This window comes from Bradyrhizobium zhengyangense, assembly GCF_022012435.1.
Taxonomy (GTDB): Bacteria; Pseudomonadota; Alphaproteobacteria; order Rhizobiales; family Xanthobacteraceae; genus Bradyrhizobium; species Bradyrhizobium zhengyangense.
The window spans coordinates 113,233-134,101 of sequence record NZ_JAKLUA010000003.1 but is presented as its reverse complement, the minus strand read 5'-3'; the positions used below and the strand labels follow the sequence as shown (position 1 = coordinate 134,101).

The 20,869-nt window shown below is 63.6% G+C and carries 20 protein-coding genes; 6 read left to right on the top strand and 14 right to left on the bottom strand.

Annotated elements, in window-relative coordinates:
* Positions 1–5 precede the first annotated feature (5 nt).
* The 4 genes from L6637_RS12095 to L6637_RS12080 form a co-directional block, all read right to left on the bottom strand.
* Positions 6–290, bottom strand: coding sequence for a hypothetical protein (locus L6637_RS12095; protein ID WP_237864221.1), 285 nt, complete (start codon positions 288–290; stop codon positions 6–8).
* Positions 287–1,156 (bottom strand): aromatic amino acid exporter YddG, encoded by an 870-nt coding sequence (gene yddG, locus L6637_RS12090; RefSeq protein WP_237870776.1) that lies wholly within the window; start codon positions 1,154–1,156, stop codon positions 287–289. Before yddG ends, L6637_RS12095 begins: the two co-directional genes overlap by 4 nt.
* 101 nt (positions 1,157–1,257) lie before the next feature.
* Positions 1,258–1,983, bottom strand: coding sequence for an acetoacetyl-CoA reductase (phbB, locus tag L6637_RS12085; protein WP_237864223.1), 726 nt, complete (start codon positions 1,981–1,983; stop codon positions 1,258–1,260).
* 235 nt (positions 1,984–2,218) lie between these two features.
* Positions 2,219–3,397: an acetyl-CoA C-acetyltransferase gene (locus L6637_RS12080; protein ID WP_237864224.1), complete on the bottom strand. Its 1,179-nt coding sequence runs from the start codon at positions 3,395–3,397 to the stop codon at positions 2,219–2,221.
* Positions 3,398–3,711: 314 nt separating this feature from the next.
* Between L6637_RS12080 and phaR the strand changes: the two genes are divergently transcribed.
* Together phaR and L6637_RS12070 are read left to right on the top strand one after the other, a co-directional pair.
* Entirely contained in the window at positions 3,712–4,308 is a 597-nt protein-coding gene (gene phaR / locus L6637_RS12075) for a polyhydroxyalkanoate synthesis repressor PhaR (RefSeq protein WP_237864225.1), read from the top strand.
* 110 nt (positions 4,309–4,418) lie between these two features.
* Positions 4,419–5,036 (top strand): class I SAM-dependent methyltransferase, encoded by a 618-nt coding sequence (locus L6637_RS12070; RefSeq protein WP_237864226.1) that lies wholly within the window; start codon positions 4,419–4,421, stop codon positions 5,034–5,036.
* Between the two features lie 6 nt (positions 5,037–5,042).
* On the opposite strand, the gene L6637_RS12065 is transcribed toward L6637_RS12070, so the two are convergent.
* The gene (locus L6637_RS12065) at positions 5,043–5,930 is read right to left on the bottom strand and encodes a branched-chain amino acid aminotransferase (RefSeq protein ID WP_237864227.1); all 888 of its coding nucleotides are present in this window, start codon (positions 5,928–5,930) and stop codon (positions 5,043–5,045) included.
* A 151-nt stretch (positions 5,931–6,081) separates the two neighbouring features.
* Here L6637_RS12065 and L6637_RS12060 point away from each other — a divergent pair, with 151 nt between their 5' ends.
* Positions 6,082–7,017, top strand: a complete 936-nt coding sequence (locus L6637_RS12060) for an alpha/beta hydrolase (RefSeq protein WP_237864228.1) — start codon at positions 6,082–6,084, stop codon at positions 7,015–7,017.
* Positions 7,018–7,026: 9 nt separating this feature from the next.
* Here the strand turns inward: L6637_RS12060 and L6637_RS12055 are convergent, their stop codons facing one another.
* Entirely contained in the window at positions 7,027–7,272 is a 246-nt protein-coding gene (locus tag L6637_RS12055) for a hypothetical protein (protein ID WP_237864229.1), read from the bottom strand.
* 230 nt (positions 7,273–7,502) lie between these two features.
* Here L6637_RS12055 and L6637_RS12050 point away from each other — a divergent pair, with 230 nt between their 5' ends.
* Both L6637_RS12050 and L6637_RS12045 read left to right on the top strand, forming a co-directional pair.
* Positions 7,503–8,357: a hypothetical protein gene (locus tag L6637_RS12050; protein ID WP_249798339.1), complete on the top strand. Its 855-nt coding sequence runs from the start codon at positions 7,503–7,505 to the stop codon at positions 8,355–8,357.
* A 147-nt stretch (positions 8,358–8,504) separates the two neighbouring features.
* Complete coding sequence (locus tag L6637_RS12045) at positions 8,505–10,088, top strand: sensor domain-containing diguanylate cyclase (RefSeq protein ID WP_237864231.1); 1,584 nt, start codon at positions 8,505–8,507, stop codon at positions 10,086–10,088.
* 15 nt (positions 10,089–10,103) lie between these two features.
* Here the strand turns inward: L6637_RS12045 and L6637_RS12040 are convergent, their stop codons facing one another.
* From L6637_RS12040 to L6637_RS12030, 3 genes are all read right to left on the bottom strand, one after another.
* Positions 10,104–10,664 carry a carboxymuconolactone decarboxylase family protein gene (locus L6637_RS12040; protein WP_237864232.1) on the bottom strand — a complete coding sequence of 187 codons (561 nt, stop codon included), beginning with the start codon at positions 10,662–10,664 and terminating at the stop codon, positions 10,104–10,106.
* A gap of 116 nt (positions 10,665–10,780) precedes the next feature.
* A complete protein-coding gene (locus L6637_RS12035; RefSeq protein ID WP_237864233.1) occupies positions 10,781–11,926 on the bottom strand; it encodes a PLP-dependent cysteine synthase family protein in 1,146 nt (381 codons plus the stop codon).
* Between the two features lie 107 nt (positions 11,927–12,033).
* A complete protein-coding gene (locus L6637_RS12030; RefSeq protein WP_237864234.1) occupies positions 12,034–12,498 on the bottom strand; it encodes an Lrp/AsnC family transcriptional regulator in 465 nt (154 codons plus the stop codon).
* Between the two features lie 159 nt (positions 12,499–12,657).
* On the opposite strand from L6637_RS12030, the gene L6637_RS12025 reads away from it, so the two are divergent.
* Entirely contained in the window at positions 12,658–13,674 is a 1,017-nt protein-coding gene (locus L6637_RS12025) for a 1-aminocyclopropane-1-carboxylate deaminase (RefSeq protein WP_237864235.1), read from the top strand.
* Between the two features lie 213 nt (positions 13,675–13,887).
* On the opposite strand, the gene recQ is transcribed toward L6637_RS12025, so the two are convergent.
* The 5 genes from recQ to L6637_RS12000 form a co-directional block, all read right to left on the bottom strand.
* Complete coding sequence (gene recQ / locus L6637_RS12020) at positions 13,888–15,753, bottom strand: DNA helicase RecQ (protein WP_237864236.1); 1,866 nt, start codon at positions 15,751–15,753, stop codon at positions 13,888–13,890.
* 103 nt (positions 15,754–15,856) lie between these two features.
* Positions 15,857–16,600, bottom strand: a complete 744-nt coding sequence (locus L6637_RS12015; RefSeq protein ID WP_237864237.1) for a polysaccharide deacetylase family protein — start codon at positions 16,598–16,600, stop codon at positions 15,857–15,859.
* 105 nt (positions 16,601–16,705) lie between these two features.
* A complete protein-coding gene (gene metA / locus L6637_RS12010) occupies positions 16,706–17,707 on the bottom strand; it encodes a homoserine O-succinyltransferase MetA (protein ID WP_237864238.1) in 1,002 nt (333 codons plus the stop codon).
* 12 nt (positions 17,708–17,719) lie between these two features.
* Positions 17,720–19,021: an O-acetylhomoserine aminocarboxypropyltransferase/cysteine synthase family protein gene (locus tag L6637_RS12005; RefSeq protein ID WP_237864239.1), complete on the bottom strand. Its 1,302-nt coding sequence runs from the start codon at positions 19,019–19,021 to the stop codon at positions 17,720–17,722.
* A gap of 245 nt (positions 19,022–19,266) precedes the next feature.
* Entirely contained in the window at positions 19,267–20,826 is a 1,560-nt protein-coding gene (locus L6637_RS12000) for an amidase family protein (RefSeq protein WP_237864240.1), read from the bottom strand.
* Positions 20,827–20,869: the final 43 nt, after the last annotated feature.

Below are 20,869 nucleotides of genomic sequence, written 5' to 3'. Positions count from 1 at the left end.
GCTCATCAATCCAGATCGGCTGGCGCGGGAGCCCGGACAGGCAGTCGACGAATAATCCTCGTCGGAAGCTTTTCGTAGGCCGGTCGATAACCACCGATTCGATATTCTTCGACTGTCAATTGGATGAAGGATTTTCCATCGGTGATCGTAACCGTCTCGGGTCGGCTATTCCCGCGCTCGCTCCGATGAATACCCGTGAACGTCTCGGGCGTCGCACTGACTTGCGCCGTCGCGCCCGGAGCAGCGAGCACGGAGATCAGGATCGGTAAAACGGCGATCAAGCGAATCATCGCTTCCTCCACACCATGTCCTTCGCCGCAATCAAGCCGCCGCCGGCGATCAGGATCGCGGCAATCGCAATGTTGGCGCTGGCCTTGGCAAAGCCGGCGGCGATGAGGAAGCCGGTCGAGAGCAGCGGCGTCGCGTAGGAAGCGGCGCCAAGCACGCGGATGTCACCGCGCTTCATGCCGATGTCCCACGCATAGAAGGCCGCACCGACGGGACCGATGCCGAGCGCGATCACGGCGAGCCATTGCAAAATGGTCTCCGGCCATACCGTGGTCTCGAGCAGACCATGCATCAGCGCGGCGAGCAGCGATGTGGCGAGGCAGAAGCCGGCGACCGCATCGGTCGGCACTGCCTTCAATCGCCGCGACAGCACCGAATAGGTCGCCCAGACGAAGGCGGCGATGAAGGCCGCGATCAATCCCGGCACCGCACCCGGCGCGAAGCCTGGCGTATTGCCGGCGAACAGCAGCACTGTGCCGACGAGACCTAGGACAGCACCAATGATGTGATGCACGGCCAACCGCTCGCCAGGCAGGAAGGACGAGAACAGCACGATCAGCAGCGGCCACATGTAGTTCAGAAGGCCGGCTTCGGCGGGCGGCGCAAAGCGCAGCGCGAGGAAATAGAGCGCGTGGTAGCCGAACAAGCCGCCAACGCCGACGACCCACACGACCAGTGGCTGACGCAGGCTGTTCGCGGCGTCACCGCGGCCGATCCAGGTGAGGAGCCCGACGAGACCGCCGATCGCAAACGTCATGGCGGCGAGCTGGAACGCCGGAATCTTGCCGGTCGCGACCGTCATCACTGACAGCAGCGACCACATCAGGATCGCGGTCAATCCGATCAGTGTGGCGGTGCGCGGGGTCATCGATCAAAAGGCTCTGAGGACGCTTATGCCCGGCACGAGGCCGGGCATTTGCGTTTTCACTATCGCCTTGTCGCGTCCAACGCTACAGGCTTGATGTCCTATCAGGCCTGATACTGACCACCATTGATGGTCATCGTCGAGCCCGTGATGAAGCCGGCGTCGTCGGCCGCGAGGAACACGACCGCGCGCGCGATCTCCTCGGGCTCGCCGAGCCGGGCGACGGGAATCTGCGGAATCACGTTCTTCTCCAGGACGTCCTTCGGCACCGCCTGCACCATTTCGGTGTTGATGTAGCCGGGGCAGATCGCGTTCACGGTGATGCCGCCCTTGGCGTTCTCGAGCGCGAGCGCCTTGGTGAAGCCGATGTCGCCGGCCTTCGCCGCGGAATAGTTGACCTGGCCGAACTGACCCTTCTGGCCGTTGATCGACGAGATCGAGATGATGCGCCCGAATTTTCGCGAACGCATGCCCTCGATCACCTGGCGCGTCATGTTGAACAGCGATCCGAGATTGGTGTTGATGACGGCGTTCCACTGCTCGAGCGTCATCTTGTGGAAGGCGGTGTCGCGGGTGATGCCGGCATTGTTGACGAGCACCTCGACCGGCCCGAGATCGGCCTCGACCTTCTTCACGCCCTCGGCGCAGGCATCGAAGCTGCTGACGTCCCATTTGTAGACGGCAATACCGGTCTCGGCCTTGAACTTCTCAGCCGCCGCGTCGTTGCCGGCGTAGCTCGCGGCGACCTTGTAGCCGGCCGCCTTCAACGCCTTGCTGATCGCAGCTCCGATGCCCCGCGTACCACCCGTCACCAATGCAACTCGTGCCATATCGTATTCCTTCCCTTGGACTCTTCGGACGTTCTGAGTGATCGTTTTTAGTGATGGATTATGCGGTTGGTTTGACGGACATCAAGAACAAAACGCCCGGCGTTGAGCCGGGCGTTTGTATTTAGTTGAGGCTTGCGCGGTTGCGAAGAATATTTGATTTGCAACCGCTGCCTTTTTAATCGCGTGCAACGCACTCACTGACGTGTGCAGCGCACCCGTCAGTCAAGTGTCAGCTTCAGTCGCGCGCGAGACACATCGCGATACCCATGCCGCCGCCGATGCACAGCGTGGCAAGGCCCTTCTTCGCATCACGCTTCTGCATTTCGTGCAGCAGCGTCACCAGCACGCGCGCGCCGGACGCGCCGACCGGATGACCGATCGCGATCGCACCGCCGTTGACGTTGACCTTGGAGGTGTCCCAACCAAGGTCCTTGTTGACGGCGCAGGCCTGCGCCGCGAAGGCCTCGTTGGCCTCGATCAGGTCGAGATCGCCGACGCTCCAGCCGGCCTTCTTCAGCGCGGCGCGCGAGGCCGGGATCGGGCCCGAGCCCATGATCTTCGGATCGACGCCGGCCTGCGCCCAGGACACGATGCGCGCGAGCGGCTTCTTGCCTTCCTTGGCGGCCTGCTTGGCCGTCATCAGCACCACGGCGGCGGCGCCGTCATTGATGCCGGAGGCAGAGCCGGCGGTGACCGTGCCGTCCTTCTCGAAGGCAGGCTTGAGCTTGGCCATCGCATCGATCGTGGCGCCATGGCGCGGATATTCGTCAGCGCTGACGACGATATCGCCCTTGCGGGTCTTGATGGTGACGGGGACGATCTCATCCGTGAACTTGCCGGCCTTCTGCGCAGCTTCAGCCTTCTGCTGCGAGGCGACTGCGAACTCGTCCTGCTGGGCGCGGGTGATCTGCCACTGCCGCGCGACGTTCTCGGCGGTGTTGCCCATGTGGTAGCCGTTGAAGGCATCCCACAGACCGTCCTTGATCATGGTGTCGACGAACTCGACCGCGCCCATCTTGACGCCGCCGCGAAGGTACTGGGCGTGCGGAGCCATGCTCATGGATTCCTGGCCGCCAGCGACCACGATCTCGGAATCACCATTGAGCAGCGCCTGGTAGCCGAGCGCGACCGTGCGAAGACCCGAGCCGCAGAGCTGGTTGACGCCCCAGGCCGGGCTCTCCACGGGGATGCCGGCTATGATCGAGGCCTGGCGGGCCGGATTCTGGCCTTGGGCAGCGGTCAGGATCTGGCCCATGATGACTTCCGAGACCCGGCCGGGCTCGATGCCACCGCGCTCCAGCGCGGCCTTGATGGCGACGGCGCCGAGGTCATGTGCGGGAAGGGTCGCGAAGGCTCCGTTGAAGCTTCCGACCGGGGTGCGGGCGGCGCTGACGATGACGACATCGTCTGACATGGGCATCTCCTGAGGCTTGAGGTTCTGTGTAGAGGGGGCGGCGGGGCTGGAAAAGCGTTCGCCAGTCTCGTGAGCCATCCTGTTAACGTCGTTGAGGCATGTCAATCGGCCGGCGACCGAATTCATGCCGCAGCGCATTCAAAATAGCGTTCTTGGCGCTTTCGCAAGCAAGATTTTGCACCGCGATTAACCGTGCCGCACAAAACGGTAGCGTGAGCCCTTTGAAAATGCTTATTTTGTTGCGTTGCGTACTCTTCCCGCCCTGCGGCATAGCCCTGCAGGTTCCTGTTCTCCGCGTTTGCAAGTGAGAGCCCATGGCGAAATCAGACCAACCCACCACGATCAAGAAATACGCGAACCGCCGGCTCTACAACACCGGAACGAGCACCTACGTGACGCTCGAAGACCTCGCCGCCATGGTCAAGGACGGCGAAGATTTCCTGGTCTACGACGCCAAGACCGGTGACGACATCACCCGCTCCGTGCTCGCCCAGATCATCTTCGAGCAGGAGAACAAGGCCGGCCAGAATCTCCTGCCGACCACCTTCCTGCGCCAGCTGATCCGCTTCTATGGCGATAGCATGCAGATGGTGGTGCCGAAATATCTGGAGCAGTCGATCGCGACGCTGACCCAGGAGCAGGAGAAGTTCCGCAAGCAGATCGCCAACACGCTGTCCGGCACGCCCTTCGCGCCGCTGGAAGAACAGGTCCGCCGCAACATGGAGCTGTTCCAGCAGACCTTCTCGATGTTCAAGCCGTTTGTCCCCACGCCGGGCCGCCCGGCGGGCACGCCGGAGCCAGAACCCGACGCCAGCGCGGAGCCGGCCAAGGACACCAATATCGACGACCTGCGCCAGCAGATGAAGGACATGCAGGAACGCCTCGAGCGGATGTCGAAGAAGGACGAGTAAGTCCCTTCACAACGGCGGGCGCGTCCGACTGCGGCGGGCGCGCGAATTCCCGATTGATTGCGGCATCGCCGTTGGCGGCGCCGCCCTCCCCGGCCAGGGCCGGAGCCGCCATGTCTGACCGAACTACGCACTGGCAGAATGTCTACGCCACCAAGGGCGAGACCGAGGTCAGCTGGTTTCAGGACAACCCGGCGATCTCGCTCGAGATGATCCGAGCGGCCAGTCCGGATCATACCGTCGGCATCATCGACATCGGTGGCGGCGCATCGCGGCTGGTCGATGCGCTGCTACAAGATGGATATCGCGACATTGCGGTGCTGGACCTCTCCGCCAACGCGCTCGACGCCGCAAAGACGCGAATCGGTACGGCCGCCTCAGCGGTCGACTGGATCGTTGCCGACGCCACGTCATGGCGCCCGGCGAGGACGTGGGATGTCTGGCACGATCGCGCCGCGTTTCACTTCCTAACCGATCCGCACGACCGGGCTGCCTATGTCGAGCGACTGCGGTCGGCGGTTGCGCCGAGCGGACACGTGATCATCGCAACGTTCGCGCCTGACGGCCCGGAGAAATGCAGCGGGCTGCCGGTGCAACGGCATGACAGCGCGAGCCTCTCAAGCGAGCTTGGGCCCGGGTTCGAGCTGGTCGAGACGCGCAGCGAGACACATCAAACGCCGTGGCAATCGACACAGGCGTTTCAGTTCAGCCGGTTTCGGCGGCGGGGCTAGCTTTCGTCAGGCCGCCAGCTTCACCGCATGGGCAAAGTCCCAATAGAGCTTGCGCGCCTTGGTGTAGAACGGACCCGGCTGCAGCTCCCGCTCGTCGATACGAATCACGGGCGCGACCTTGGCAAAATTGCCGGTGGAGAAAATCTCGTCGGCGGCGAGAAAGTCCTGATAGCGCAGCGTCTTCTCGACCACGGTGACGCCGTCGCCGCGGAGCAGGTTGATCACGCGCTGGCGCGTGATCCCATTGAGGAAGGTGCCGTTCGGCGCCGGCGTGAAGACAACACCGTCCTTGGCCATGAACACATTGGAATTGCCGAACTCGGCGACATTGCCGAGCAGGTCGAGCATCAGCGCGTTCTGGAAGCCGCGCGATGCTGCTTCGGCGAGAGCGCGCGAATTGTTCGGGTAGAGGCAGGCGGCTTTCGCATCGACCGGCGCACATTCGGCGGTAGGCCTGCGGAACGGCGACAGCGTGATCGCATTGCCGGTTGGTTTTGGCATCGGCGCCTCGTAGATGCACAGGCACCAATTGGTGGTCTCGGGGTCGAACAGCACGCCGCCGCCGGCGCCATTCTGTGCCCAATACATCGGACGGATATAGAGCTCGGCGTTCGGTGCGAAGCGCGCGATGCCGTCATTGGCGAGCGCCAACCAGGTATCGGCATCGACCACCGGCTTCAGGCCGAAATTGATCGCGGATTGATTGGCGCGGGCAACGTGACGGTCGAGATCGGGCGCGACGCCTTCGAAGGCCCGCGCTCCGTCGAACACCACCGAGCCGAGCCAGGCGCCATGCGTACGCGGCCCCATGATCGGCACATTGCCCTCGTGCCATTTGCCTTCGAAGAAGGTCCAGCTCGGCGAATAGTCAATCGGCTTCTTGATCTCGGCCACGACAGGCCTCCCTCGAAAAATATCCGGGCACTATTGTCCCAATTTCTAAACGATTTGCTGCGGCGAAGCATCAACTCTCGCCCCGAACGGAGGTTGAGACAACATCGCGAGCAAACCGGCTATAATGTCCGGCACGTCACTGGAGTTTCCCATGCCGCTCGATCCACTCGCGAAGCGCTTGCTGACCATGATGGCCGCAGCTGCGCCGCAGGCGCGGACCCGGCCGAGCGTCGAGGCGCGTCGGCAATCGCTGGCGAAGCTGATGCAGTTTGCCCGAGCCGAGGCGCCTGATGTGACTGCCTCCGACGGCGTATTGCCCGGCCCCGGCGGAGAGCTGCCCTATCGGCTCTATTCGCCAACGTCTGCCGGCGCCCGCTCGTCAGGCTTCGTTTTCTTTCATGGCGGCGGGCTGGTGGCAGGCAGCATTGCGACGCATGACCGTATCGCGGCGGCGCTGGCGCATGCGACCGGGTGCCGTCTCGTGTCGGTCGACTACCGCCTCGCGCCCGAGCACCGATATCCCGCTGCCGTCGACGACGCGATCGCGGCCACCGAATGGGTGGCACGCGAAGCTGAAACACTCGGCATCGATGCCGAGCGGCTGGTTGTCGGCGGCGATTCTGCTGGCGCCACGCTTGCGGCGATCGTCTGTCAGGAGGCGGCACAGATCGCCGGCCTCTCTATCGCCGCACAATGCCTGATCTGTCCGGTGCTGGATTTCGAGGAGATCTCCCCCTCGCGCGAGGCGTTCGCGGAAGGGCATCTGATCGACCGCGTCACCATCGAGGCCGATCTGTCCGACTATCTGCCCGAGGGGCTGGATGCCGCCGATCCCCGCATCTCCCCGCTGCGCGCGACGCGGCTCGCAGGCCTGCCGACGACGATCATCCACACCGCCGAGTTCGACCCGATGCGCGACGAGGGCAATGCCTATGCGCGCAAGCTGCTCGCCGCGGGCGTCTCGGTCGAGCACGTCTGCCATGACGGCATGGTCCACAATTTCCACGCCATGGGCGCGATCCTGCCGCAGGCGCAGCTCGTACTGTCGCAGATCGGCGAGCAGGTCAGACGCGCGGTGGAGAAGTAGGCACGCGAGTCACGCTCTCGCGTCGAGCACGGCCTTCGCAGCGGCAACATATTCCGGCCAATGCGCATCCGCATAGCGTCCGGCCTGCCGCACGCAGGTGACGTCGGGTGCATGGGCTGCGGCAATCATGCGCGCGAAGCGCTCTTCGGCGACGGTGGTGTCACCAACAGCCGGAATCGGCGCGGCGGTCACGGCGGTCGGAGCCACGGCAAGCCCAGCCAGACCAGCGAGCAGAATGCGGCGTGACGTGTTCATGGCTGTCGTCCTCTATTGGCCTGCCGGCACTGTGGTGGGCAAGTGTGTCTGCGCGATCACGGCAAGGTAACCGGGCACGTCCGCATCGTCCACGGCGCACGGATAGACCTTGACCCCACGGACGATCACGTTCCATCTAGCGAGCCATTCCGTCACCTGAGTGCCACGCGTCGGATAGTCACGTGCTCCACCGCAGCCCACCATATCGTCCGGCTTGGCGCGCCGTCGCGATGGGACTGCTTTGCCTGACGGCCTCGGCGGGCGCCGCCTACGCCGCCGATGAGGAGGACACGCCGGCAAAGCCTGCTGTCCCGAACATCTATCTCGATCTCCGCACGACCTATGCAACGATCCCCGCGGGCACGTTCGGACTTGGGTTCGGCAACACCTCACTCTCAGCCGCGTTCGAGGCGCTGGCGACGCTGCGCGGCGGGACACTGCCGAACGGCTTGCCGGCCGCGAAATCGATCGCCGTCGACCTGCCGCTGACCGTGGATGTCAGCGATCGCGTGTCCCTCTATGGCGGCGTCTCCGGCTCGTCGACGGATATCGGTGGCGGCTGGTCGTCCTTCGACATCACCAGCTGGAATATCGGCGTGCAGGCCGATCTCCACCAGCAGAACGGAGGCACGATCCCGACCATCACGCTGCAATCCACCCTGACGCAGTCGGTGCCGAACGAACAGGGCATGACGAATTCGTTCAACCACGTTCTGGAATTCGACTACGCGCTTGACGAGGACGAGACGCGGGGCTGGCTCGCCGGCGTGCAATACACCCACACCGACATCGCCAGTCAGCTCGCCCGGATCAAGCCGAACACGATCCTCTATGCCGGCGGCTATTACCAATGGCCAAGCAATTGGAAGTTCACCGGACGCCTGGGCGTGCAATCATTCGGCGGCGCGCAGCTCGCGGGCCGGACGCTGGCCGAGGCCTTCACCCAGCCCATCCTGCGGCTCGACCTCGACCGCATGGATGACAATGACAACCGTCTGTTCGGCATCACCGCGCAGATCGCGTGGATGCCGAAGCCGTCCTATCAGGTGACCCTGCGCACGCCGCTTTACGCCGTGCGCAATTGACCGCGAGCCATGGTGGATATTTTGCAAACACCGCGTCAACCGCTCGTTAATCCTCTTCCGAAAACGTCGAGCGCGTTACATTGCCGCAAGTAACCTAGCGCGACACTGAGGCGACCTTTCACTTCGTTTTCGCACTGGAGTCTGCGAATGTCCCGCTTGGTCACGGAACGGACGTTCCTTGCTGGGAAGATCTTTTTCAATTTCGGCCAGTCGTCGATCGACTGCGTCGTGCGCCGGCTTTCCGAGGAAGCCGCGACGCTCGAAATGGAGAGCGGCCTCGGTGTTCCCGACCGGTTCCAGCTCAGGCTTCAGGGACGCGATATCCTGAGCTGCCGGGTGATCTGGCGGTCGGACCGTCAGGTCGGGGTTGCCTTCGAGCAGCCGGACGCCATCGATCGCCCGGCCGGCGACGGACAGGGACGCTCGACCGATGCGCTGATGCGCGCCCAGATGCTGGCGCTGCGCGCGGCCCTCGATCACGTGCCGACCGGAATCGTGCTGCTCGATGCCAATCTCAGGGCGCGCCTCATCAACCGGTCGTTTCGCCAGATGTGGCACTTGCCTGACCAGGTCGCCGACAGCAATCCGTCCATTCTCACGCTGCTTCATCACGGGCGCGACATCGGAGCCTATGAGGTGCCAGACCCCGTCCTCGAGGCCCACGTGATTGAGCGCGTCCGCGTGATTGAGGCTGGCGATCCGACCCCCATCGATGTGCGCCAAACCAATGGCGACGTCGTGCGCGTCCAATGCACGCCATTGCCGGACGGCGGGCGCATGCTGACCTATACGCCGGTCACCGACATTGTGCGTACCTCGGACGAGCTGAAGCTGCTGCGGGACGCCCTGGAGAATGTTCAGGACGGCGTTCTCCTGCTCGACTCCGACTTGAACGCGAGCTTCATGAATCTGCGGATGCGCCGGTTCTGGGAGGTGAGCGAGGAGGAGGCCGCGGTCCGCCCGGCCTACGCTTCACTTGTGAGCCGCATGCAGCGCGCCAGCGCACCCGACCTGGCGGCGAACGAGCTGGCAAAATTCCCGGGCAAGCGCGTTGCCGAGGTCATGGCCGGCGATCACGTGCGCGACCTTCAAACGCCCGACGGGCGGCGGATCAGGGCTCATTGCACCACGATGTCGAATGGCGGCCGGATGCTGACCTATGTCGACATCACTGATCTCACCAACAAGGCCGCCATGCTGGAGCGACTGGCGACCACCGATTCGCTCACGGGCCTGTACAACCGTCGGCATTTCCTGGGGGCGCTCGATGCGGAATGGAGCCGCTTCCAGCGCTATTACCGCTCCGTCTCGGTTCTGATGCTCGACATCGACCATTTCAAGTCGGTCAATGACCGGTACGGTCATGCGGTCGGTGACGAAGCGATCAAGGCCGTTGCAGCCGCATGCAACGAGGGCAAGCGCAAGTCCGATCTCGTCGGTCGTATCGGCGGCGAGGAGTTCGCGGTTCTGCTGCCCGAGACCAGCCTGTCACGCGCCAAACTCGTCGCAGAGCGAATCCGCAAACGCGCGATGGCGATCCGGCTGAACGCCCATCAGGTGCAGTTCGGCGTCACCGTCAGCATTGGAATTGCCGAGGCCACCGTCAGCATGTCCGGCATCGACGCGCTGATGGGCGCGGCCGATGAGGCGCTCTACCAGGCCAAGAACGAGGGCCGCAATCGCTGCATCGCCTGGAATCCTCCGCCGCCTGCAAACAGGGCGGCGGAGTGATCGTCCGCAGCCGATTTAATCCGGCACAGGTACATCGAAAGTGTTCAGCGTCACCGAGACCATGCAATAGACCCCGACGAGATAGGACAGCTCGGCCGCGCCGTGCTCGCCGAACTCCTTCACCGCGGCCCGATAGGTCAGCTCAGGCAGAACGCCACCGCTCACCAGCGCAGACGCCATGTCATAGGCAACGGCCTCCTGCTTGGTGAGATCGACCGGCCGCTGTCCGGCGACGATGGTCGCGAGCTTCTCGTCGGAGAGGCCGCGCTGCTCGGCCACCAGCACATGGGCGTAGAGCTCGTAGCCCGAGCGGAAATGCGAACCGGTGACGAGGATCGCGACCTCGCGCACGGGCGCCGGAAGCAGTGGGTTCGACGCAATCGCCTTGACCAGCTCCCATACCGGCTTGCCGAAGCGCGGTTCGCTGATCCAGGGATTCCAGGGACCAAGCAGTGCGCCGTCCTCGCGCATGTTCACAAAGCCCTTGAAGTGATCCTTGATGCCCGCTTGCATGTCGGCATAGAGCGGCTTCTGTTCGTCGCTCAGCTCTTTCGGATCGAGAATGGGAAGGCGCACGGCAGGATCTCCTCGTTGAGAAGGGGCGACCGTCGCCCGCGTGCGCGTACATGACAAGTGAAGTTGCTGTGACGACCGTGCAAATTCACAAAATGGCAGCACGAAGCCTACAAGGCTCACGGCCTCTGTGGGTTGACGACGTCGTCGATTGCGAGCTCCAGCGGCTGTCCGGTCTCGAGGAATGACGACAACGCCGCCTCGACGGGCGCGGGATCGAGACCGCGCGCGGCGAGCCAGGCCGGCTCATAATAGGTCTGCCGATAACGCTCGCCGGAATCGCAGATCAGCGTCACCAGCGATCCCGTCTGACCTGCCTTTCGCATCTCGGATGCGAGCCGGCACAGCGCCAGGAAATTCGTGCCGGTGGAGCCGCCGACCGCGCGGCGCAGGCGGCGCGACAGCACGTTCATCGCGGCGATCGTCGCCGCATCCGGGATCTTTATCATGCGATCGACCACGCCAGGCACGAAGGATGGCTCGCAGCGCGGCCGGCCGACGCCTTCGATCAGCGAGGGGCGTTCGCAAACACGGGAGCGGTCTTGCGAGCGGAAGCAGTCGAAGAAAGCGGAATGCTCCACATCGGCGACGCAGAGCCGCGTCGAATATTGGCGATAACGCAAATAGCGGCCGATGGTGGCCGACGTGCCGCCGGTGCCCGCCCCCATCACGATCCAGTCCGGAAGGGGATGCGGCTCGCCCTTCAACTGCGTGAAGATCGATTCGGCGATGTTGTTGTTGCCGCGCCAGTCGGTGGCTCGCTCGGCGAAGGTGAACTGGTCCATGTAGTGGCCGTTCAACCGGGTCGCGAGCGCGGCGGCTTCCGCATAGAGCGCGCGGCCATCGTCGATCAGATGGCAATTGCCGCCATAATGCTCGATCGCAGCGATCTTCTCCGCCGAAGTCGTGCGGGGCATCACGGCGTAGAAGGGTACACCGATCATCTCTGCGAAATAGGCTTCCGACACCGCGGTCGAGCCCGACGACGCTTCCACCACAGGCGTGCCTTCGCGGATGTGGCCATTGCAGAGCGCGTAGAGGAACAGCGAGCGCGCCAGCCGGTGCTTCAGGCTGCCAGTCGGATGCGTGGATTCGTCCTTCAGGTAGAGATCGATGCCTGACAGCGCCGGCACGATCAGCCGGATCAGATGAGTGTCGGCCGTGCGACACTGATCGGCTTCGATCGCGGCCACGGCCTCGTCGACCCAGCCGCGCCGGTAGCTAGGGGCGGCGGGATCATGCGGACGAAAGGGAAGCGGCGGCATTGGGTGAATCTCTCACGATGCGCATCGCGCATCAATAGCTCTGGACTGTCGTTTGACGCGTTTTCATGGCGCGAACCGGTTTCCACTTCGCTGGAAAACGCTATCGCTCAGAACTCCAGCGGCGCGTTGTCGACGACTTCCTTCATCACGAAGAAGGTGCGGGTCTGGCGCACGCCGGGCAGCGCGATGAGCTGCTCGCCATGGATGCGGTTGAAATCCTCCATGTCGCCGACTCGGATCTTGAGGAAGTAGTCGAAATCGCCGGCGACGAGATGGCAGTCGAGCACGAATTTGAGCTTGGCAATCGCCTGCTCGAAGGTGGCAAAGCTCTCCGGTGTCGAACGGTCGAGCACGACGCCGACCATCACAAGCGTGCCCTTGGCCACCTTCTTCGGCGCCACCATGGCGCGAACCGTGGCGATAAAGCCGTCCTCGAACAGGCGCTGGGTGCGGCGATGGCAGGTGGCGGGGCTGATCGCGACTGACACAGCCAGCTCGGCGTTGCTGAGCCGGCCGTTATTCTGCAGCAATCTCAACATCTTGAGGTCGATACGGTCGAGCCGCGCTGACATGGAAGAAGCTTCCAAATATTTGGACTTACTAGGAAGAAATCTTAGCCCATATGGATATTTCTGCAAGAAAACGCGCAATGTTGGCGCAAAATTCGAGAGCACCTTCTCATTCTGCAATGATAGCCACATCCCAGACACAACGCCATCAGGGATGATCCCATGAATCTGGACAAATTCGCGCGCTATCCGCTGACCTTCGGTCCGACGCCCATCGAGAAGCTGGAGCGGCTGTCAAAACATCTCGGCGGCAATGTCGAGATCTACGCCAAGCGCGAAGACTGCAATTCCGGCCTCGCCTATGGCGGCAACAAGCTGCGCAAACTCGAATACATCATTCCCGATGCGATCGCCTCGAACGCCGATACGCTGGTCTCGATCGGCGGCGTGCAGTCCAACCACACCCGCATGATCGCGGCCGTCGCGGCCAAGATCGGCATGAAGTGCCGGCTCGTGCAGGAAGCCTGGGTGCCGCACGAGGACGCCGTCTATGACCGCGTCGGCAACATCATGCTCTCGCGCATCATGGGCGCCGACGTGCGCCTGGTCGACGACGGCTTCGACATCGGCATCCGCAAGAGCTGGGAGCAGGCGGTCGAGGAAGTGAAGGCTGCGGGCGGCAAGCCTTACGCTATTCCCGCCGGCGCGTCCGTGCATAAGTTCGGCGGTCTCGGCTATGTCGGCTTCGCCGAGGAAGTGCGTAAGCAGGAGAAAGAGCTCGGCTTCAAGTTCGACTACATTGTCGTCTGCACCGTTACCGGCTCGACTCATGCCGGCATGCTGGTCGGCTTCGCCGACGACGGCCGCGCGCGAAAGGTGATCGGCATCGATGGTTCGTTCACCCCTGATCAGACCAAGGCGCAGGTGCTCTCGATCGCCCAGAACACGGCCAAGCTCGTCGAACTCGGCAAGGACATCGTTGCAGACGACGTCGTGCTGATCGAGGACTACGCCTATCCCGCCTATGGCGTGCCGTCGGAAGAGACCAAGGAAGCGATCCGCCTCACCGCACGGTTAGAAGCGATGATCACCGACCCTGTCTATGAAGGCAAATCGATGCAAGGCCTGATCGACCTCACCAAGAAGGGCTATTTCGAGAAGGGCGCGAAGGTCCTCTACGCCCATCTCGGCGGCGCGCCGGCACTGAACGGCTACGGTTACGCGTTCCGGAACGGTTAAGAGGCTCTGCTCGCGCCGAACACAACTGGTGTCGTCCTGGGCAAGCGCAAGCGCAGACCCGGGACCTATACCCCCAGGGAGATGTTTGGCGAAGACTTGCAGTTTGAGACTTCTGCCGATCACAATCGATCAATCACGCGGTATGGATCCTGGATCTTCGCGCGCTTCAGGCGCGCTTGTCCGGGATGACGATATGGAAAGATCGGCGCGCCCCTACCGCGTCCTGACGATCTGCAACAGCTCCTCGCCGTAATGCTCGAGCTTCTTGTCGCCGATGCCGGGGACATTGCGCAGCTCGTCGAGCGTGGTCGGCCAGGCCCGCACGATGCCGTCGATGGTGGCATCGTGCAGCACGACATAGGCCGGCACGCCGCGCTCGCGCGCCACATCCGAGCGCCACGACCGTAGTCGCGCGCGCAATTCGGGATCGATATCGCCCTGCGGCGTGTTCGCTGCGGGCGCAAGGTCGCCGCGGCGGACCTTGGCACGACTTGCGCGGACGCGGGTTCCAGGTGCTTCCTCGCGCAGCCAAACTTCGGTCTCACCGCGCAGCACGCCCCGCGCAGTCTCCGTCAGCTTCATTGCGCCGTAGGCTTCGCTGTCGGCCTGTAAATGCCCCATCGCGACCAGCTGCCGCAGCACGGTCCGCCATTGCTTTTCGTTGAGCTCGCGCCCGATGCCGAACACCGACAGCTTGTCGTGGCCGAACTGCGTCACCTTGTCGGTCAGGCGCCCGATCAGCACGTCGATCAGGTGCATCGCGCCGAAACGTTGTCCCGTCCGATAAACACAGGACAGCAGTTTCTGCGCCAGCACCTTACCGTCACGCATTTTTGGCGGCGTCAGGCAGTTGTCGCAATTGCCGCAATTCTCGGTGCCTACCGTCTCGCCGAAATAGGCGAGCAGCCGCCTGCGCCGGCACTGCGCGGTCTCGGCGAGGCCGACCAGTGCATCCAGCTTGCCGATCGACACGCGCTTGAAATCGTCGGAGCCGCTGGATTCGTCGATCATCCGGCGCTGCTGCACGATGTCGGAGAGGCCATAGGCCATCCAGGCGACCGACGGCTTGCCGTCGCGCCCGGCGCGTCCGGTTTCCTGGTAATAGGCCTCGATGCTCTTGGGCAGGTCGAGATGGGCGACGAAGCGCACGTCGGGCTTGTCGATGCCCATGCCGAAAGCGATGGTCGCGACGATGACGATGCCGTCCTCGTTGAGGAAACGGTCCTGGTTGCGCGAGCGCACGCTGCTGTCGAGGCCGGCGTGATAGGGCAGCGCCGAAATGCCGGCCTCGTCGAGTGCGGCCGCGACCTCCTCGACACGATTGCGCGATAGGCAATAGACCACGCCGGCGTCGCCAGCATGCCGTTCCCGGATGAAATCCTTCAGCTGCGACACCGCGTTGCGCTTGTCGACGATCTCGTAACGGATGTTGGGCCGGTCGAAGCTGGAGACAAATTGCGGGCTGTCGGCCAGCTGGAGCCGCTGGACGATCTCTTTCCGCGTCAGCTCATCCGCGGTCGCGGTCAGCGCGATGCGGGGCACGTCGGGAAAGCGCTCGGCGATGATGGAGAGGCCGACATATTCAGGCCGGAAATCGTGCCCCCATTGCGAGACGCAATGCGCCTCGTCGATCGCGAACAGCGCCACCTTGGCCTGCGCCAGCATCGACAGGCAGCGCGGCGTCACCAGCCGTTCGGGCGCGACATAGAGCAGGTCGAGATCGCCTGCGATCAGGCGCCGCTCGATCTCGGAGGCCTCCTGGAACGACAGCGACGAGTTCAGCGCGGCGGCGTTGACGCCGGCCTCGATCAGGCCCGCGACCTGGTCACGCATCAGCGCGATCAGCGGCGAGACCACGATGCCGCAGCCTTCGCGCAACAGCGACGGCAATTGATAGCACAACGATTTGCCGCCGCCGGTCGGCATCAGCACCAGGCAATTGCCGCCATCAGTCACATGACGGATGATCTCACCCTGCGCGCCGCGAAAGCCCGGCAGGCCGAACACCGAACGCAACACCGACAGCGCATCGCGGCCATCGGCCGGCGCGGGCAGCGGAGCGGTGGAAGGGACGGACATGGGGGTGTCGAGGGTCTAAGAGATTCGCCACAACGCCAGTCGCATGACCGCGCGGGCGTGGCAAGCCCATCTTCACCTTCCACTTGCCGCAAGAGTTGAAAAGCTACGCCCCGATCCGGCGCAAGGCTTCGGCGACTGTCACAATCGGCATGTTGCGCGATGCCGCCGCCATCAGCGCGTGGCGCAGCAGGGCCGGCGTGCAGCCATAGGGGCTCGGCGCATCGACAACGTCATGGCCGTAGAAGATCAGCCAGCCGCCGCTTGCCACCGCCTCGTCGAAATAGCGATCGACACCATCCGTATCGATCTCGCAATTGACCAGCGGCGAAGCGCGCAGGAACTGGAGATCGATCACGTCGTTGTTGACGCCGGGAAGGATCCCCCGCGCCGAACGAAAGATTTTGGCGAGCTGCGGTTTGCGCCAGACCGAGGCGAGGCCGTACGGATAGGCAAAATTCTCAAGCCGGATCGAGCTATCGATGCCGCGAAAATGGCTGCGGTTCCGCTCGATCTCGCGCGCCATCGCACTCTCGTCGAGATCGACCGCGCGCGAATGCGAGAAAGTATGGCAGCCGATCTCGTGACCGGCGCGATGCAGCCGAACGATCGCCTCGTTCGACAGACCGTGCCAGTGGTCTCCGGGCTGATTGATCAGGCTGCCTGCGATATAGAACGTGCCGCGCCCATCATGCGATTCCAGCAGCGCAGCGCCCTCGCCTGCTGCGCTATCGGGTGCATCATCGAAGGTGAAGCTCACCATCGGCGCGTGCGCCGGCAGGCGGTGCGGAGCGGCGCGGAAATGCCGCGCCAGCCGATTGCTCAAGCGTCCGTTGAGGCCCGACAGCACGAGTGCATTCCCTGTGAGTCTGTGTTTCTGTACTGAAACATTTGCGCGGGGTGTGAGGCAAGCTTAACGCTTGGGTAATCCTAATGCGGAGCCACCAGCCTCGGACTAACGCGCAAGCAGCGGAGCATCGGCGTCCGCACCGAGATATTGCAGCCAATTGCTGAAAAGCACCGCTGCGGCGGTGCCAGCCGCGATATCTGTGCGCAAAGTCAGCGCTGGCAGCTCGTTGGTCAGCGCCGGATGACGCTGGTGCTTCGCCCGTTTCTCGAAGCGCGCGAGCTTGTCCTCCGTCGTTGCGTCAAAATAACTCACCGGGAGGGCGGGATAGACCTCCCGCTCACGCGCGAGATAACGACCGATGTCGCGCAGATATTCGCGCTGCAGCGACAATGCGTCATACTCGGGATGGCCCTGGAAGAACACGAAGCGGCTGGCATACTGCCGGATGAAGACGTCGACGCCAGCCTGGGCCGACCGGCTCAGCACCTGATAACCGGCCTGCGCTAGATCGCGTTCGGTCACTTCATTCAGGCGCGAATGCGAGACCTTGAGCGGTGCCGGCGCATTGCGGGTCAGCGGGTCGCCGGTCACGGCCTCGCAGTCGAATATCCCATGGCATTTCGACGACAGCCGCTGTCGTTCGATGCGATCAAGATGCAGCACCGCCGCATGGGCGGCAAGGCACGACCAGATCGTCGAGCGCGTATTGACCCTGGCCCAGTCGATCAGCTCGGTAAGATCGCGCCAGTACGGCTCCTGGTCGAGCTCGGGCGCGACCGGCTCCGCGCCCGTCACGATCAGGCCATCGAATTTTTGGTGCTTGAGATCCGCGAGGTCGGAATATTCGCTCTCGACATGCCACTTCGCTTCCGGCGAGCGCTTAACCGACGGCAGCGAGAAGCAATGGAAGCGGATGCGGCGCGGCCCTGCAGCGGCCTGGAGCAGCTTCATGAACTGCCGCTCGGTCGCCTTTAGCGCCGTATCCGGCATGTTGTTGATCAACCCAATGGTGAGCTCAGGAACCGCATGAACGCGCGCGAGGTCGCCTTCGGCTGGAACCAGCGCCGGGCTCGCGATACCTTGATCCCTGGCGATCAAGACGCTCATCGGTCCGACTGCCTACTCCGCGGCCTGAAGACGCGCGGCCGGACAGGCCTTTTCCAGCGCCTGATCGATGTCCTCGATGATGTCTGAGGCGTGCTCGATGCCAATCGAGAGGCGGATCGTCTCCGGCAGAACACCTGCAGTGCGCTGTTGCTCCGCCGACATCTGGCGGTGCGTGGTCGAGGCCGGATGGCAGGCCAGCGACTTGGCGTCGCCAATGTTGACGAGCCGCGTAATCAGCTTCAGCGCATCATAGAAGGCCTTGCCGGCTTCCATGCCGCCCTTGATGCCGAAGGTGAACAGGGAGGAGGCGTTGCCGTCGAGATATTTCTGGACCAGCTGGTAATACGGGCTTTCCGGGAAGCCGGTGTAATTGATCCAGGCGACACGCGGGTCGTTGCGCAGGAATTCGGCGACCTTGCGGGCATTCTCGCAATGGCGCTCCATGCGCAGCGCCACGGTCTCGATGCCCTGGAGCAGCAGGAAGGCGTTGAACGGCGACAGCACCGAACCCATGGTGCGCTGATAGACACTGCGCGCACGCTCGATATAGGCGGTCTTGCCGAACCGCTCGGCATAGACGAGCCCGTGATAGGAGGCGTCGGGCTTGTTGTAGGCCGGGAAACGGTCGGCGTGCTCCGCCCAGGGGAAGTTGCCGGAATCGACGATGGCACCGCCGAGCGTGGTGCCGTGGCCGCCCAGGAACTTGGTCAGCGAGTGCACGGCGATGTCGGCGCCGTAGTCGAACGGCTTGAGCAGAATGGGCGTTGCGACGGTGTTGTCGACTATCAGCGGCACGCCATGAGCATGCGCAATTTTTGCCAGCGCCTCGATGTCGCAAACATTGCCGGCGGGATTGCCGATGGTCTCGGCGAACACGGCGCGGGTGTTCTCGTCGATCAGCCTTGCGATCGCGTCGGGCGCATCGCTCTCGGCAAAGCGGCCGGTGATGCCCTGCCGCGGCAGGATGTGGGAAAGCAGCGTATGCGTCGTGCCGTAGAGCTGCGGCACCGACACGATGTTGCCGCCGTGGTCGGCGACGTTGACGAAAGCGAAATGCAGCGCGGCCTGGCCAGTCGCAACCGCGAGCGCGCCGACGCCGCCTTCGAGCTGTGCGATGCGCTTCTCCAGCACGGCGCTGGTGGGATTGGCGATGCGGCTGTAGCGAAAGCCTTCGGCCTCGAGATTGAAGAGCGCTGCGCCATGGTCAGCGCTGTCGAAGGCGTAGGCGGCAGTCTGGTAGATCGGCACGGCGACCGCGTGCGTGGTGGCTTCGGGCTCGTAGCCGGCGTGAATAGCGATCGTCTCGTTGCGCATCGTACCACCTCCGCGTGGGACGCGGGCCGCACTTATTGGCCTGTATGAGGCATGTGCGTTGTCCGCCGTCCCTCTGTTAGAGGCGGGTGGTAAAGCGGACAATAATTCGCTTAGAGATCGAGGAAGTAACCCTAACGGTTGTTGGTGAATTGGCTAAAATTTGAGTCAATTTGGATTAACGACTGCGTCGGGCTCGCCAAAAGGTTCTCCCTCACACATGGAGAGGGAGAACCGGTCCTATCGCCCTACTCCATCATCTCCCAGAGCCGATGGGTCAGCACGCCCGCCCGCTTCTCGATCGCAGCGGCAGCGTCCAGCGCGAGATCCTCGCGGTAGCGGCCGGCGATGAGCTGCACGCCGATCGGCTTGCCGTCATGCACGGTCACCGGCACCACGGCGCCGGGCAGGCCCAGGACGTTCATGGCGGAGATGAAGCGGATCTCACCCCAGAAGATTTCCTGCACGCGCTCGGCGCTGATGGTGTCGTCGCGCGGGCCCGGCGTCGGCTTCACCGTGGTCGGCGCCAGCACTACTGGATACTGCTCGAAGAACAATTGCCAGGCGCGGATATGGCCGCTGCGCGCGGCTGTCGCCTGCATCCAGGCCTTGAGGTCGAGGACATTGGCCTTGGCCTTCATGCCACCCCAGGCCTTGTGGAAGTCTTCGGACGTCACCTTCAGCATACCGGCCTCCTGCATCACCACCGTCTCGTTGGTGATGATGTCGCACCAGATCTGCCAGACGCCGTTGATGTCGGGCACCTCGACCTCGCTGACGCGATAGCCGGAACGCTCCAGATGATCGGCGGCCTGCCGCAGCGCCGCGCTGACCGACGGATCAACCTTCATGTCTTCAGGGATTTTCGCCAGCGCGACCTTGATCGGTCCCTTCGGCTTCGGTCCGACCAGCGGCGCCGGCACCCACCAGGGGTCGCGCGGATCGCGCTGACTCATCGCTTCCAGCGCAAGACGAACGTCGGCAACATGGCGTGCGAGCGGCCCTTGCGCCGACATCAGATGCGCCAGCATCGGTCGCTCTGCGGTGGCACTCGCGTTGAAGGCGGGAATGCGCCCCTGCGTCGGCTTGATGGTCGCAACACCGTTGCAGTGTGCTGGCCAGCGCAGTGAACCGCCGATATCGTTGCCATGCGCGATGGTGCCGATGCCGGCGGCGACCGCCGATCCCGCGCCGCCCGAAGAGCCGCCGCAGGTGATATCGGAATCCCAGGGGTTGAGCGTCAATCCGTGCAGCGGATTGTCGGTGAAGCCGCGGAACGAGAATTCCGGCGTGTTGGTGAGGCCGATGACGATCGCGCCGGCCTTTTTCAGGTTGCGCACGACAGGCGAATCCGACGGCGCAACGAGATCCTTGTTGGCGGGAACGCCGTTGAAATTGGGCCTGCCTTCGTAGTCGACATTCTCCTTGATGGTCACGGGCACGCCGTGCAGGAGGCCGAGCTCGCCACCCTTGGCGCGCTGCTTGTCCGCCCCATGCGCCGCCTTCAGCGCTTCCTCTCCAAGATCGACCACGACCGCATTCAGCCTGGGATTGACCACATGCATCCGCCCCAGATGGGCCTCAACGGTCTCCACCGCGGAGATTGCGCCGGAGCGGATCGCGGCGGCGGTCTCGACCGCGGACCATTGCCAGGCCGGCCCCTTGGGGCGACGCGCCGTGGCCTTCTTGACCGCTGTCTTGGCGGTCGGTTTCGCGACAGCCCTTTTACGGAAAGAGGTCTTCTTACTCGCGATCTTCTTTGCTTTCTTTGAAGCACTTTTCTTCTTGGTCGCCGTCTTCTTCGCCACGCCGCATCTCCCGAAATTTGCGGCCCGGAGGTTACGGACGGCG

Excerpts from the sequence above, each read along its gene's own strand:
- L6637_RS12095 (WP_237864221.1), bottom strand. The coding sequence starts at position 290 with ATGATTCGCTTGATCGCCGTTTTACCGATCCTGATCTCCGTGCTCGCT.
- yddG (WP_237870776.1), bottom strand. The coding sequence starts at position 1,156 with ATGACCCCGCGCACCGCCACACTGATCGGATTGACCGCGATCCTGATG.
- phbB (WP_237864223.1), bottom strand. The coding sequence starts at position 1,983 with ATGGCACGAGTTGCATTGGTGACGGGTGGTACGCGGGGCATCGGAGCT.
- L6637_RS12080 (WP_237864224.1), bottom strand. The coding sequence starts at position 3,397 with ATGTCAGACGATGTCGTCATCGTCAGCGCCGCCCGCACCCCGGTCGGA.
- phaR (WP_237864225.1), top strand. The coding sequence starts at position 3,712 with ATGGCGAAATCAGACCAACCCACCACGATCAAGAAATACGCGAACCGC.
- L6637_RS12070 (WP_237864226.1), top strand. The coding sequence starts at position 4,419 with ATGTCTGACCGAACTACGCACTGGCAGAATGTCTACGCCACCAAGGGC.
- L6637_RS12060 (WP_237864228.1), top strand. The coding sequence starts at position 6,082 with ATGCCGCTCGATCCACTCGCGAAGCGCTTGCTGACCATGATGGCCGCA.
- L6637_RS12055 (WP_237864229.1), bottom strand. The coding sequence starts at position 7,272 with ATGAACACGTCACGCCGCATTCTGCTCGCTGGTCTGGCTGGGCTTGCC.
- L6637_RS12050 (WP_249798339.1), top strand. The coding sequence starts at position 7,503 with ATGGGACTGCTTTGCCTGACGGCCTCGGCGGGCGCCGCCTACGCCGCC.
- L6637_RS12045 (WP_237864231.1), top strand. The coding sequence starts at position 8,505 with ATGTCCCGCTTGGTCACGGAACGGACGTTCCTTGCTGGGAAGATCTTT.
- L6637_RS12035 (WP_237864233.1), bottom strand. The coding sequence starts at position 11,926 with ATGCCGCCGCTTCCCTTTCGTCCGCATGATCCCGCCGCCCCTAGCTAC.
- L6637_RS12030 (WP_237864234.1), bottom strand. The coding sequence starts at position 12,498 with ATGTCAGCGCGGCTCGACCGTATCGACCTCAAGATGTTGAGATTGCTG.
- L6637_RS12025 (WP_237864235.1), top strand. The coding sequence starts at position 12,658 with ATGAATCTGGACAAATTCGCGCGCTATCCGCTGACCTTCGGTCCGACG.
- recQ (WP_237864236.1), bottom strand. The coding sequence starts at position 15,753 with ATGTCCGTCCCTTCCACCGCTCCGCTGCCCGCGCCGGCCGATGGCCGC.
- metA (WP_237864238.1), bottom strand. The coding sequence starts at position 17,707 with ATGAGCGTCTTGATCGCCAGGGATCAAGGTATCGCGAGCCCGGCGCTG.
- L6637_RS12005 (WP_237864239.1), bottom strand. The coding sequence starts at position 19,021 with ATGCGCAACGAGACGATCGCTATTCACGCCGGCTACGAGCCCGAAGCC.